Annotated in this window: 15 protein-coding genes; 9 read left to right on the top strand and 6 right to left on the bottom strand. The window is 44.2% G+C overall.

From position 1 onward, the window contains the following. Nucleotides 1–746: 746 nt before the first annotated feature. Genes GJB59_RS04820 through hemE form a run of 4 tightly spaced genes read right to left on the bottom strand, consistent with a single transcriptional unit; the run spans nucleotide 747 to nucleotide 4,682 of the window. Nucleotides 747–1,217 carry a FixH family protein gene (locus GJB59_RS04820; protein WP_142828780.1) on the bottom strand — a complete coding sequence of 157 codons (471 nt, stop codon included), beginning with the start codon at nucleotides 1,215–1,217 and terminating at the stop codon, nucleotides 747–749. Beyond that, nucleotides 1,214–2,653, bottom strand: a complete 1,440-nt coding sequence (gene hemY, locus GJB59_RS04815; RefSeq protein ID WP_142828778.1) for a protoporphyrinogen oxidase — start codon at nucleotides 2,651–2,653, stop codon at nucleotides 1,214–1,216. The genes GJB59_RS04820 and hemY overlap by 4 nt, the downstream gene beginning before the upstream one ends. Nucleotides 2,654–2,677: 24 nt before the next feature. Next, nucleotides 2,678–3,610, bottom strand: coding sequence for a ferrochelatase (gene hemH / locus GJB59_RS04810; protein ID WP_142828776.1), 933 nt, complete (start codon nucleotides 3,608–3,610; stop codon nucleotides 2,678–2,680). A 25-nt stretch (nucleotides 3,611–3,635) separates the two neighbouring features. Then, the gene (gene hemE, locus GJB59_RS04805) at nucleotides 3,636–4,682 is read right to left on the bottom strand and encodes a uroporphyrinogen decarboxylase (RefSeq protein ID WP_142828774.1); all 1,047 of its coding nucleotides are present in this window, start codon (nucleotides 4,680–4,682) and stop codon (nucleotides 3,636–3,638) included. 213 nt (nucleotides 4,683–4,895) lie between these two features. Between hemE and GJB59_RS04800 the strand changes: the two genes are divergently transcribed. The 3 genes from GJB59_RS04800 (at nucleotide 4,896) to GJB59_RS04790 (ending at nucleotide 7,781) form a co-directional block, all read left to right on the top strand. Next, complete coding sequence (locus GJB59_RS04800; RefSeq protein ID WP_142828772.1) at nucleotides 4,896–5,408, top strand: antibiotic biosynthesis monooxygenase family protein; 513 nt, start codon at nucleotides 4,896–4,898, stop codon at nucleotides 5,406–5,408. A gap of 52 nt (nucleotides 5,409–5,460) precedes the next feature. Further along, nucleotides 5,461–6,456: a sodium:calcium antiporter gene (locus tag GJB59_RS04795; protein WP_142828770.1), complete on the top strand. Its 996-nt coding sequence runs from the start codon at nucleotides 5,461–5,463 to the stop codon at nucleotides 6,454–6,456. A gap of 155 nt (nucleotides 6,457–6,611) precedes the next feature. Further along, complete coding sequence (locus GJB59_RS04790) at nucleotides 6,612–7,781, top strand: amidohydrolase (RefSeq protein WP_142828768.1); 1,170 nt, start codon at nucleotides 6,612–6,614, stop codon at nucleotides 7,779–7,781. Between the two features lie 45 nt (nucleotides 7,782–7,826). On the opposite strand, the gene GJB59_RS04785 is transcribed toward GJB59_RS04790, so the two are convergent. Both GJB59_RS04785 and GJB59_RS04780 read right to left on the bottom strand, forming a co-directional pair. Then, a complete protein-coding gene (locus tag GJB59_RS04785) occupies nucleotides 7,827–9,029 on the bottom strand; it encodes an ABC transporter permease (RefSeq protein ID WP_142828766.1) in 1,203 nt (400 codons plus the stop codon). After that, entirely contained in the window at nucleotides 9,013–9,762 is a 750-nt protein-coding gene (locus GJB59_RS04780) for an ABC transporter ATP-binding protein (protein ID WP_142828764.1), read from the bottom strand. Before GJB59_RS04780 ends, GJB59_RS04785 begins: the two co-directional genes overlap by 17 nt. A gap of 226 nt (nucleotides 9,763–9,988) precedes the next feature. Between GJB59_RS04780 and GJB59_RS04775 the strand changes: the two genes are divergently transcribed. From GJB59_RS04775 to GJB59_RS04750, 6 genes are all read left to right on the top strand, one after another. Next, on the top strand, nucleotides 9,989–10,420 hold the full coding sequence (locus GJB59_RS04775; RefSeq protein WP_142828762.1) for an HIT family protein: 432 nt from the start codon (nucleotides 9,989–9,991) through the stop codon (nucleotides 10,418–10,420). Between the two features lie 103 nt (nucleotides 10,421–10,523). Then, a complete protein-coding gene (locus GJB59_RS04770; RefSeq protein ID WP_142828760.1) occupies nucleotides 10,524–11,054 on the top strand; it encodes a tryptophan transporter in 531 nt (176 codons plus the stop codon). A gap of 124 nt (nucleotides 11,055–11,178) precedes the next feature. Continuing rightward, nucleotides 11,179–11,598 (top strand): YtxH domain-containing protein, encoded by a 420-nt coding sequence (locus GJB59_RS04765; RefSeq protein WP_142828758.1) that lies wholly within the window; start codon nucleotides 11,179–11,181, stop codon nucleotides 11,596–11,598. Nucleotides 11,599–11,898: 300 nt separating this feature from the next. Then, nucleotides 11,899–12,462 carry an HTH-type transcriptional regulator Hpr gene (locus GJB59_RS04760; protein ID WP_142828756.1) on the top strand — a complete coding sequence of 188 codons (564 nt, stop codon included), beginning with the start codon at nucleotides 11,899–11,901 and terminating at the stop codon, nucleotides 12,460–12,462. Between the two features lie 101 nt (nucleotides 12,463–12,563). Then, nucleotides 12,564–13,109 carry a DUF3267 domain-containing protein gene (locus tag GJB59_RS04755; protein ID WP_142828754.1) on the top strand — a complete coding sequence of 182 codons (546 nt, stop codon included), beginning with the start codon at nucleotides 12,564–12,566 and terminating at the stop codon, nucleotides 13,107–13,109. Between the two features lie 61 nt (nucleotides 13,110–13,170). Continuing rightward, nucleotides 13,171–13,356 carry a hypothetical protein gene (locus GJB59_RS04750; protein ID WP_006828367.1) on the top strand — a complete coding sequence of 62 codons (186 nt, stop codon included), beginning with the start codon at nucleotides 13,171–13,173 and terminating at the stop codon, nucleotides 13,354–13,356. Nucleotides 13,357–13,437 lie beyond the last annotated feature (81 nt).

The raw sequence follows: 13,437 nt of genomic DNA, 5'->3' as shown, positions 1-13,437 counted from the left end.
AACAGCGTTGCCTCATTTTTTGTTTTCGAAATAGTTAAGAAATCTCTCCAAGTGGACGCTTTCGGGCCCACAGGATGTGGGTCATGTAGCTCGTGTCGCTCTTCACCTCGCTCCGTCACTGCTCCAACAATGGGAGCAGGCTTAAATTTTTTTTCGCAAGAGAGAAGTGGCAGCTTGGAGATTGGTTTCGTGTTCTTACCTTCACGTTCTAAATTCTTACCTAAACCTTTGAAGCGGCTACCTAAACCTTACAGGCCTTTACCTGCACATTCCCCACTTTTGCCTCCCCCCACCTGTTTCACAAAAATACGATTCCTCAATTGGCAGCTGTTTACGGGTCAAACAGCTGGAATGGAAGCGAAATGTTCATGTATAGAAACAAGAGTGTCAGATAGAAACGAGAATTCTACTTATAAAGTCCGCTTTCCGATCCACACACTTCAAGCGAAGGCGCGTGCCCCACCGCTGCCAAGCGTTTACGGAACCTCATACCATCTATCTGCTACACATAAATAAAATTTCTGCATATGAAGCAGCCACCAAGCTGAGGCGCGTCAACGGAGTGGGTGAAGCGATAAGACTGGCAGCGTACTTCAGCTGCTTGGCTTATCGCGGGAACCCATTCCAAAGCGTCCGAAGCGATTATTGAACCGTACAAACCATGCTTTCCACTCTCCCGAACGTTCGCTCTTTTATGCACACAACAAAAAAAGACACCGCCTAAGCGATGCCTTTGATGTTCTGTATCAATGTCCGGAATGGTCTTCCATTTTATCCATGCCCTGTGAATCATCACTGTCATCCGGAACGATGGAATCCGGGTCTGGGCTGCCGACCGTAATTTCCTGTTTCGGCATAACGTGCAGGCTTCTTGCTGTCGTATGCGCCTGCATGTAATACAGTCCCTCTTCTTCAAATATGGTTTCTGCTTCGTAGACACCATCTTCAGCATGCTCGGCCGGAATCATTTCGCTGTTGTTGCGATCTCCGGATTCCCAAACTTCAAAGACGATTTCGTCCGCATCTTCCACAACTTCGTCTCCTTGTGTCACAGTCACCGACAAGACAACTTCCACTGCTGGATCGGCTTGTGTGTCAGTGTTGAATGCCACCATCACTTCTTCAATCGGATCTCCGGCTCCAGGAGAATCAGCTTCGCCAGTTCCGCAAGCAGCTAGCAGTAAAAACGGCAATCCAAGCCACAAAAATTTCTTCATTGTGAATTTCCCTCCATGCTGAATGGTTCAGCAGTAAATTGTTCGATTAACTTATTGGCGGCAGCTTTCCCTTGGTCAACGCAGGCAGGCAATCCGAATCCTTCAAAAGATCCACCCGCGATTTGCACCATCGGCAACGCTTCGCGCAATTCTTTTTTTGCCAAAGCAATCCGCTCTTCATGGCCCACTATATATTGAGGCATCGCTTCTTTCATGCGAGAAACGACGGTAAGTTCAGGGTTTGCCTGAATGTTCAACAATTTATTCAAGTCTTCTAAAACGGCTTTGACAATTTCCTTGTCAGACAGATCCACAACCGCTTCATCACCGACACGTCCAATAAATGAGCGGTATACAGTTTTTCCAGGCGGCACCAGACTTGGCCATTTCAGATGGACGGCTGAACACGCAGTAATGGTGAAATCACTGTTTCTTGCCACCACAAATCCACTGCAATCTTGGATCGGTGTTACGGCACCTTCCGGAAAAGCGATGGATACTGTCGCAATGGATGTAGAAGGCATTTCCTTCAAGCCCTTCATCAATCCAAGTGGTTCAAAGATCGGCAGGAGTTTAGCATGCGGCAAGGCAAAGATTACACTGTCAGCTATTATTGCAGCTCCGTTATTGAGCTGTAGTCTAGCTTGTCCAGTATGCTGTTCCAGTTTTTCAACTTTCACTCCTTTAAGAACGGTACAAGTTTCAAGTTCTTTTTCCAAAGCAGAAACAAGGGTTTCCAGGCCGCCCTCAAACGTTTGAAACATACCGGCTTTTTCAGTATTAAAAGCACGGTAGTCCGATATTCGGCTTTTTTTCAAGCCGTGTATTAAACTGCGATGCTGTTGTTCGGTTTCAAGCAATTCCGGAAAAGTCGCTTTTAAGCTCAAGCGATCAATATCACCGGCAAACACTCCGGAAAACAAAGGTTCAATTAAATTTTCAACCAATTCATTTCCAAATCTGCGTCTTAAGAACTTGCCCAGCGGCTGATCATCGAGTGTTGACGATACAGGCAGGAAAAAGTCTCCCATAGCTCGGGCTTTGCCGAACCAAGAACTAATGCCTGAAGTGAGAAATGAGCCGAAGTTCGTTGGCACTCCCATCACTGTCCCAGTCGGAATTGAATATAATTGATTTTCGACAGCCACATGTGTCTTACCAGGAGCACTTTGAATTAATTGGCTTCCAATCCCTAATTCTCTGGCCAACTGCTGGATGCTATTTTTTCGTGAGATAAACGAATCCGGACCACGCTCAATTACAAAACCATCTTTTTGCAAAGTCTGGATGTTCCCGCCTAGACGATGGGCTACTTCAATCACTGTGATTTCAATCTCCAAACCTTGCTCAATCGCTTGTTTTTGTAAGTAATATGCCGCTGACAGTCCTGTAATGCCCCCGCCAACCACGATTACTTTATGCGTTTGTTCGGCCACGTTTAATCCTCACTTTCAGTTGGTTTATTTTTCTGCCAGCTTTTTCAGTACCACGTCAGCCAAGCCATCAATGAATAAAGGCTGTACATTCGGCATTTCGGGGCGGCGGTAGTTCGCGCCAATTTCGTCACAGACCACTTTACATTCATAGTCATTATCAAAAAGAACTTCCAAATGATCTGCCACAAACCCAACTGGTGTGTAAACAAAAGAGGTGTATCCTTTTTGTTCAAACAGCTCACGTGTCAAGTCCTGCACATCCGGCCCGATCCATGGCTCGCCAGTTTGCCCGGCACTCTGCCAGCCAATTTCCACGTTTTTCACGCCAGTAGCTTGTTGAATTATTTCAGCTGTTTCTTTTAATTGATCCGGGTAAGGATCACCATTTGCGATGATTTTCTCAGGCAGTGAGTGTGCAGAAACAATCAGGCAAGATTTCGCCCGTTCTTCTTCTGACATTTCAGCAAATGAAGCACTAACTTTCTCACTCCAGTATTGGATGAATTTCGGTTCTGTGTACCAGCTTTCAACTGATGTCAATGAAATACCGGCTTTTTCAGCAGCTTCAGCTGCGCGGCCGTTATACGACTTCACAGAAAACGTTGAAAAATGCGGTGCCAACACAATCGAGACAGCTTCCGTGATGCCGTCTTTTTTCATTTCTTCAACGCCGTCTTCAACAAACGGTTCGATATGCTTCAAGCCAAGATACATCTTAAACTCAATTTCGTCTTGAACTTCATTTAAACGTTCACACAAGCCATTCGCCTGGTCTTTCGTAATCTTTGCAAGCGGCGAAAGTCCGCCGATTGCTTTATAGCGGCTGCGCAGGTCTTCCAAACTTTCTTCGCTCGGCTTGCGGCCGCGGCGAATATGTGTGTAATAGCGTTCAATGTCGTCTTCTGAGTATGGCGTTCCATATGCCATCACCAATAATCCCATAGTCTTCTTCAACATAATCACCCCAACATGAATTTTGTTCTTATTTTACATTGCTTTTATGAGCAGTGCTGTACTCATGGACAAATGAAGTCAACCGCTTCAACGTATCCGGATTGACTTCCGGGAATACTCCGTGCCCGAGATTGAAGATATAGCCATCGCTTTGCATGCCCATATCCAAAATCTTTTTCGTACGTTCCTCAATTACCGGCCAGTCTGCCAATAAATAAGAGGGATCTAAGTTGCCTTGAAGGGTTTTAGTCAATCCCATCGAGCGCGCTTCTGAAATCGGCAAACGCCAATCCAATCCAACAACATCCACTGGAAGCTCATGCCATTCTTTTGCCAGATGGCTTGCTCCGACACCAAAAATCGTCAACGGTACACCTTCTGTGCGCAATTCCGCAAAAATGCGGTCCATCACCGGCTTGATGAAAATCCGGTAATCTTCGACATTCAATGCACCGACCCATGAGTCAAAAATCTGAATGGCTTTAGCACCTGCTTTGATCTGCGCTTTTACGTATGGAATAATTGTATCTGCTAACTTGTCCATTAATGCAAACCACATTGCCGGCTCCGATGCCATCATTGCTTTGGTTTTGTTATAGCTTTTCGAAGGGCCTCCTTCAATCATGTAGCTCGCTAATGTGAAAGGCGCGCCTGAAAATCCGATCAACGGCACATTCAATTGCTCTTGCGTCAACAGTCGGATCGTATCCAGAACAAAATCGACGTCCTGTTCAGGATTGATTTCACCTAAGCGCTCGATGTCTGCCATTGTGCGGATCGGGTTATCAATGACAGGACCGATGCCCGATTTTATTTTCACGTCCACTCCGATTGCCGGCAATGGTGTAACGATGTCTTTATAGAGAACTGCTGCATCGTTGTTGTATTGATCCACTGGAAGCTTGGTCACATAAGCGCACAATTCCGGCTGATGCGTGATTTCCTCCAAAGAATATTTTTCCTTGATTTTGCGGTATTCCGGTTGAGAACGTCCAGCTTGCCTCATATACCAAACTGGTACATGGTCGGTTTTTTCTCCTCGCGCTGCGCGAAGATATGTGTCATTGAATGTCATGAATTTTTCATCCCTTCAGTCTGCTGCTATGCTGTCTGTATACCTATATCCGTCTATACTATAGACGTTCCGTCCTTTATTGTATAGATTCCGGGCGCAATTGTCATAAATTAGACGCTTCTCTTTTCACTTGATTGTCAATACCTGTTTCGTGTAGATTTCTAAAGGGAAGGTTATAATGAAGGATGTATAATTTCTTTAAGGAGGGATTTTATGAATTTTTACATGACAACAGGGACTTATGACTACATGAAAAAGATGCGCGAAAAACATTCGGCTGAAACGATGGTTCTCATGCAAGGTGAAAATACGACCTTGATGATCCATGAAACTGAGGGTAAAACGATTTTCCAAACACCTCGCCGTTATGAAGTAGTCGATGGAACTGGTGAATTGAAGGAAAAAGGTTTTTTTGTCTTCAATAATATTCCTGTCTCCGATGAAGGCCGTCCAGTTTTCGAACACCGTTTTAAAAATCGTGCAGGGGCAATCGAAAACGAACCCGGCTACATAGCATTCCGTGTTCTGAGACCGCTCGATTCTGACACTTATGTTGTCCTGACCGAATGGGAATCTCCCGCTTTCTATGAAAAGTGGAAAGAGTCGCAAGCTTTTGCACAGGCGCACTCCGCTAAACCGGAAAGTTCGGGTGGTTCCCAGCGTCCGAATATTTTCTCTGGCGTGTCCTACATCAGTACCTATCGAGCAAAACCTGAAGAAGAATGATGACCTCAAGCCACGCAGAGTTGGTTTGTTGCAAATTTAAGGAGGAAATTACTTGGTTTTTGTTATTTTCATATTAGCAGCGGTACTCACCGTATTCGCATCCATTAAGCTCTCTCAATACGCCGATGTCATTAGTTCAAAAACGGCAATGGGCGGGATGATGGTCGGTACACTATTACTCGCAGGGGCCACTTCCCTGCCTGAAGTATCCACCAGTTTCTCGGCAGCCGCGATCGGCAATGCCGATATCGCTGTCGGCAACATGATCGGATCGAACCTTTTCAACTTGTTCATCCTTGCGGGATTTGACTTTTTCCTCCGGAGACGCCGGATTTTTGATCGGGCTTCACGCAACAATATTTACACAGCCCTACTCGGGATTTTATTGACCGTTCTTGTCATTATGGCCCTTTGGCTGCGTCTTGATATACAAATCCTAGGTGTTGGTCTGGATGCTTTGATTATCGCCATCACTTATATCGTCGGTATGGTGGCGATCAACAAATTGCCTTCACTTGATCCTGAAGCAGAAGCAGTTGCGGAATCGGAAGAAGAACCTGACAATCCGAGTGCTTCATTATCATCTAAAGCGGCAATTTTCCGCTTTGTTATCGCTGCCCTTGTTATCTTGGCTGCTGGTACTGCTTTATCGATTACCGGAGACCAAATTGCGATCATTACCGGAATCGGCTCCAGCTTTATCGGCAGTTTCCTGATTGCAGCTGCGACTTCCCTTCCGGAAGCCATCTCTGTTTTTGTGGCGCTACGATTGAGCAATGTCAATATGGCAGTCGGTGCGATTCTCGGAAGCAATATCTTCAACATGATCATCTTAGCTCTGTCTGATCCAGTCTATACTGCTGGACCTATCATGTTGGATGTTTCCGGTGCGAACATGATCATTGCTGTCGGGGTTCTGGTCATGTCATTGTTGGCCTTGCTATCGCTTTACCGAAAAGAAAGTAAGTCTACACTATCGTATGTACTGCCATCAGTGATTATTCTCATCACCTACTTTGCAGCATCTTACATGAATTTCACTTATTAACAAACAAAGCGCGGCCAACCCCTCCAGTAGGGTGGCCTCGCTTTTCCATTTCCACTGGACTTTTATAACACTACTTCCCAAACGGCCACATACGGCGTCCCTTCTCTACTTTACAGCCATTTATGATATGCTTAAAAAAGAAAGGGGTTTTGAAAATGATTGATGCACTATACGCTGAGCTAGATGCTGCTTATCCGGAAATGGTGGAAATCCGCCGCCACCTGCATATGAATCCTGAACCATCGTTTCATGAAATCAAAACAGCCCGTTATATTCGCAATTACTATGAGCAATTAGGTGTTGATGTAAAACACAGTGTTGGCGGAAACGGTGTAGTGGCGACGATCCAAGGCGCCAAACCTGGTAAAACTGTCGCATTGCGCGCCGATTTTGATGCATTGCCGATCCAAGACCAAAAAGAGAATGTTTCTTATAAATCAACCGTTGCTGGCGTCATGCATGCATGCGGCCATGACGGCCACACGGCAACGCTTCTGGTGCTCGGCAAGACTTTGTTCAATATGCGGGACAACTTGGAAGGAACCTATGTATTGATTCACCAACACGCCGAGGAACTGGTGCCTGGTGGCGCAAAATCGATGATTGAAGCAGGTGTCCTGGACGGGGTTGACGCGATTTTCGGCACACATCTTTGGTCCACGACGCCGTACGGCAGAATCGATACGCGCGTCGGCCCAATTATGGCTGCTGCAGACAGCTTTGAGCTCAAAGTCCAAGGACGCGGCGGCCACGGTGCCAGCCCTCACGAAACGATCGATGCGGTTGTCATCGGTTCCCAGATTGTCTCCAACCTTCAGCCGCTAGTATCCAGACGTGTAGATCCACTGGAATCTGCAGTCCTATCGGTTGGTTCATTCGTGGCGCAGAACCCATTCAACATCATTGCAGACCAGGCCATACTTTCTGGTACTGTCCGTTCATTCAAAGAGGATGTTCGGAGCTTGATGGAAACGGAGATGGAGCGTGTTATCGAAGGAACCAGCATGGCCAACAACAGCCGCTATGAATTCAATTTCAAACGAGGATATCCACCGGTCGTTAACCATGAAAAAGAAACTTTGTATGTAAAAGATATCGCAGAAACCGTTCCCGGCGTAGAAGAAGTCTATGACTGTCCGCCTCAGATGGGCGGAGAAGACTTTGCGTATTACTTGGAGGAGATTCCGGGAGCATTCTTCTTCACAGGGGCAATGCCTGATGGCGAGGTTTATCCTCACCACCACCCAAAATTTGATTTCAAAGAAGAAGCCATGCTGCTGGCCGCTAAAACACTTGGCGCTGCAGCAATCAATTTTCATAAATAAAACAAAAACCAAGCCCGGCATCTGAAAATAGATACCGGGCTTGGTTTAATTTTTTTTGGTTTTTAAAACTGTAGCAGTAATGAGAGAAACCGCTAGAATGACGCCAAAAGTCAACAAGGCAGTAATTGCCTCCCCCATCACCAGCAAGACCCCTGCAGAAGCTATGCTTTGCAGAATCTGCATCACCAAGATAAGTTTCCGGACAGCCTGCTGTCTGCTGAATCGGGTCAATGGAAACAGATTATCCATCCGGAAATGCTGGGTATGCGTCAGTCCTTGCCAGATTTGAATGACCGTAGCGAATGCCAATGCTCCGGCAAACAGCGCGACGCCAATCTGGAATGGAATAAACCACGCTCCTACCATAATGATGGCGGTCAGGCGTACCCACAGATAAAACAACTCATCCGATCGGATAAAAGTTCTCCAGACAAGATACAAGTGAGCGTTTTTCGGACCCGGCTTGATAAATCGATAAATCCAGTTCAGCCAAGTTCTCGCTTTGATTTTCCCCTTCAGATGGGGAACATCGGTAAAGTAGTTGGCAAATTGATAGAAACGCAGCATGCGGTTTTCTTCCAAGCCGATAAAATGTTCATAGGCAAAAGGCTTGCCGGCCGCTTTACCCGCAATCCATTTTCCGTAAAGGATGATGGCAAACAGCACCACAACCGCGATGATTAATTGCTCTTCTATATAAAAATAAACAAACAGCCCGACCAGAATAAAGCGCAGCAGCCGGTCCAGCCACACCCGTTCTCCCGACCCTTGCCTGCGAAAAGCGAATTCCGTCTGGACATTCCACCATTTGATCAGCAGCAGCAAAATCGGAAAACCGATTAAGAAAGACGATGGCAGTCCATAGAGCGCATTAACCATCGGCAGCGAGACGATAAAAACGAGGACCGGCAAATACAATTGCGAAAAGAACGACCATTTCAATGCCGGCTTTAAAAACTCATCCAACTTGCTTTCCAAAGGCAAAAAATATACCGAATCCGCTTCCTTCAACAAAGTGGACGGCGGACTGATTGCAAGCAATACGGCGAAGATCACTGCCAATACGAGTGCTCCTGGAAATTCAGGCGGTACATCCTGTATCCATTCGCTGTAAGCGAATCCAGCCGCCCCAATAGCAAACAGCAGGACGACCGCAATATGGCCAGTAAATATATACTTCAGGTAATTTTGGACTTCAACTGTGTATTTATGAAGCCGCTTCGACCAGACATCATGCAAATTCTTCATTGAGTTCATCCTCGGTCATCGCAATATATAAATCGTCCAGTGATGCGTCCGGCATATTGAAGGCTTTCCGCAAATCATCCATTGTTCCGCTGGCCCGCACCCGCCCATTATGAAGCAGGATGATCCGATCGCAATAGCGCTCTGCCGTAGAGAGAATATGAGTCGACATCAGTACCGATGCCCCTGTTTTCTTTTGCTTTTCCATTTGATCCAATAAAGATTTGATACCCAGTGGATCCAGTCCGACAAAAGGCTCATCAATGATGTAAAGCGCCGGATTCACTAGAAACGCACTCATGATCATCACCTTTTGGCGCATCCCTTTGGAGAAATGCGAGGGAAACCATTTTAGCCGTTTTTCCATGCGAAATTCTTTTAGGAGTTCGGCAGAGCGTTTTTCAAACAGCTTTGGTTCTATATTATAGGCCATCGCAGTCAATTCCAAGTGTTCCCGCAGCGTCAGCTCCTCGTATAATACCGGTGTTTCCGGAATATACGAAAAAGAGGAACGGTACGTATCCATATCTTCTTCGAAGGTTTTTCCATTCAATCGGATCTGTCCTGATTTCGGCTCCATCAACCCGATAATGTGTTTGATTGTAGTACTTTTACCGGCACCGTTCAAACCGATCAGCCCAACAAGTTCACCTTTTCCAATCGAAAACGTCACTTCCTGCAGGACCGGCTTGCGTGTATATCCGCCCGTTAATGCATCAACTTCCAAAATAGCCATATACCACACCTCTTTCTTTCTAAAATAAGTTGAACTGAAAAAATCGCTCTAGGTGGACACGTTTCCTTTAAAAGTTATAAAACCGAAATCAAAGGAAGATCTCCTAATTGAATAACTCATAAACTCTTTAACTTATTCATTTATCTATTGTATCAAAACTAACTGCCTAATTCTTTTCGGATATGACAGATATGGTAAAATGAGAAAAATAGAAAGGATGATACTAATGACAAATTGTATTTTCTGCAAAATCATTGCTGGCGAAATTCCGAGCGTGAAAATTTATGAAGATGAACATGTCTTCGCTTTTATGGATATCATGCCCTTATCTAAAGGTCATACCTTGCTTATCCCAAAAACGCATCGTGAGTTTGTCTATGACATGACGCCTGAAGAAGCAGGAAACCTGTTTTCAGTTGCGCCAAAAATCGCCAAAGCCATCAATGAGACGTTTCAGCCTGAAGGAATGAACTTGTTGAACAACAATGGAGCAAAAGCTGGGCAAAGCGTTTTCCATTTTCATCTGCACTTTATCCCCCGCTATGGACAAACTGACGGCTTTGGCGCCAAATGGGTGACTAAAGAGAAAGAGTTCACTTCCGAACGCATTCAGGAGCTGGCCGAGAGCGTCAAGCAAAAGTTAACCGCTGACGCTTGATTTTATAGAGTCGACAGGATAGAATCAGAAATAAGTTTTTCGCCGGCGGTCATGAGGACACGACCGGGAAAAGAACTAGCACATAGCTGAGGAGAGATGAGAAATGAATACGAAGAACCTAGTTTTAATGGCGCTGCTGGTCAGTGTTGGAGCCACACTTTATGTGGTGATTCCAGGCATCAACGGAGGAATGAAACCCGATTTCATGTTGACAATGATGTTTGTCGGCATTCTTTTATTCCCAAATGTAAAAAGTGTATTTTTATTGGCGGTAACAACGGGTGTCTTATCCGGGTTGTTTTCTACCTTCCCAGGTGGATTTTTCCCGAATATCATCGATAAATTCATCACTGCTTTCGTTTTTCTTGCTTTGGTGATGATCCTGAAGAAATTTGTTTCCAAACTGCCAGTCACTATTGCCCTTTGTGCAGTCGGAACGCTATTGTCCGGAACGATTTTCCTTTCAGCAGCCATTTTCGTAATTGGCGCTAATATTCCATTCAGCCTGTTGCTTGCAACAGTGGTTTTGCCTGCAGTGCTGATGAACGGAGTCGCTTTCGCCTTTATTTATCCGATTGTCATCACATTGGTCAAGCGTTCAAAGTTCGATACGGCTGTTTCTCAAGCCGCGTAATACAGAAGCTTTTCGTCATTATTTTTGGCGAAAAGCTTTTTTTATTGAATAGTCATTCATCTTTATGTTTTAATTAGGTTAAATAAAGGAAAAGAGTTTATAGGAAGAAAGGGGCGTTTCATATATGAAAGCATCAAAGTTTTTCTTAGGACTTGCTACAGGGTTGGCAGCTGGAGCTGCAACAGCCTTATTCTCTGCTCCACAGTCTGGAGAAGAGTTCCGTACGACTATGAAGTCGACATCCTCTGAGTGGAAAGAGTACTTAAATGAATTGAAAGAAAAAGTGAACGGACTTAAAGAGTCGATTAACCATTTGACGGAAGAAGCCAAAGCACAATTGCCTGAAGCAGTTGATGGTTTGAAAGCTTCGCTTGAAACTTGGACGGAGAGCACTGCTCCCGCTAAAGAACATCTTCAGCTTGAAATCATGGCTATTCAAAATGCCATCGAAGAGCTGCAGAATACGATCAGCAAAGATAAAAAAGACAAAGATGATGATAAGCCGAAAAAGGAAAAAGTCGACGACGATACACAAAGCGCGTAAACAGCTGCCTCGGGCGGCTGTTTTTTTATTTTGTTGAAATTTATTACTCAATACCCGATCGGAATATGTTGAAGTTAATGGCAATATTCAGAATGCACCATTTCTTTTTCTCAGAAAATTTTCTCTGCCAGTTTGCGGAAAGGGTTAATTGTAAAGGAGAGCTCAGCTTTATAAGTCGATGCCCAAGACTTTATGAGCACTTCTTTTATTCGCTGTAAATTATTTTACTATTCTTACTTTAATTAAGTTTGCTTTACTGCTATAATAAAGAAAATATTTCGGAAGAAAGTTGGTGCTTGTGTGAACGAGAAGGAATATACCATGAAAGAGGCTATGCTGTTTAGCCAACGCATCGGGCAATTGTCGAAAGCTCTTTGGAAAGCTGTCGAAAAAGATTGGCAAATGTGGATAAAACCTTATGATTTGAATATTAATGAGCACCACATTCTTTGGATTTCCTACCACTTAAAGGGAGCTTCCATATCAGATGTTGCCAAATTTGGTGTGATGCATGTTTCCACCGCCTTTAATTTCTCAAAAAAATTGGAAGAACGTGAACTCTTGTCTTTTTCAAAGCGGGACACAGATAAACGCAATACTTACGTGCAGCTAACTGAAAAAGGTGAAAAATTGATGCAGGAAATGATTGAAAACTATCATGAAACTCCTCACTCAGTCATCGATGGTTCTCTTCCGTTACGTGAAATGTATGGAAAATTCCCTGAGTTCATGGATATCATGGCCGTGATCCGCAATATTTATGGAGATGATTTCATGGAAATTTTCGAAGCTTCCTTTAAAAATATCGAGAATAGATTCAGCGAAGAAAACCATGTAATTACGCATCAGGAAAGCAAGCAATAATCAACAATTTCCTAAATTGAATTTATGGTTGCATTTCCCTATAAATCGTTGTATTGTATGTATCGACTCGAAAATGAATTTAGTATTTAGGAGATGCATACATGCACTGCTGGAAAACAATCAATGTGAAAAAACAATATGGATTTGATCGTCTTTTTATGATATCGGCACTTTTTGGAATCGCGGTTTTTATGGCGTCCTATATTGGGCTGGCGATGGCTTATGCCACACCATTATCCGATCAGTATTTCCTGTTTTTCATTCTGGCTCTACTGGCCACCTATCCGGCTCACAAAATCTTGCATTTCTTACCGATGATCGGCTGCCATAAATCATTAAAACTCATCATTCGAAAACATATGAAGGTTTGCCCGGCAATTTTGCTCCATATCAATGAACCGGTTTCCAAGTTCCGATTTCTATTGTCGCTGGCTACACCGTTTCTTGTACTGAATACTGCCATCGTGATTGGAAGTTTGACAATGCCTGAATTCAGCCACTATTTTGCTATGCTTTTGGCCTATCATTCTGCATTGTGTTTAACGGACATCATCTACCTTCGCAACTTGGTTCGTTCTCCCAAGTATGCGTTTATAGAAGAAACAGATACCGGTTTTGAAATACTTGTGCCTCCTGTCATTAGCTGAATCCTGTTTTTTCTTCCCGTCTTTGTTATACTAGGAAGTAAAGTCAGAGGGGAGGAAATCCATGATTATCGCATTCATTGTTATGTTCTCCGTGTTTTATCTTTTCCAGATCAACCGGATGACATTGGCACTTGTCACTTCTCGGGAAATTCCGGAAGAAAATCATCAAAAAATATTCCGCACGATAAATATATTAATCACAATATTACTGGTATCGTTGTATGTAGGCGTAGAATTTACACCTTAAATCCACTTGCCTCTTGGCAAGTGTCTTTTTTTAGGAACTTTTTAAATGTCAAAACGTTTATAATATTGGTAACTACTGCAT

Origin of the sequence: Planococcus soli (assembly GCF_016881065.1) — a bacterium.
Lineage (GTDB): Bacteria > Bacillota > Bacilli > Bacillales_A > Planococcaceae > Planococcus > Planococcus soli.
Note: the sequence above shows the minus strand (reverse complement) of the source record. Positions and strands in the feature narration are given on the sequence as shown.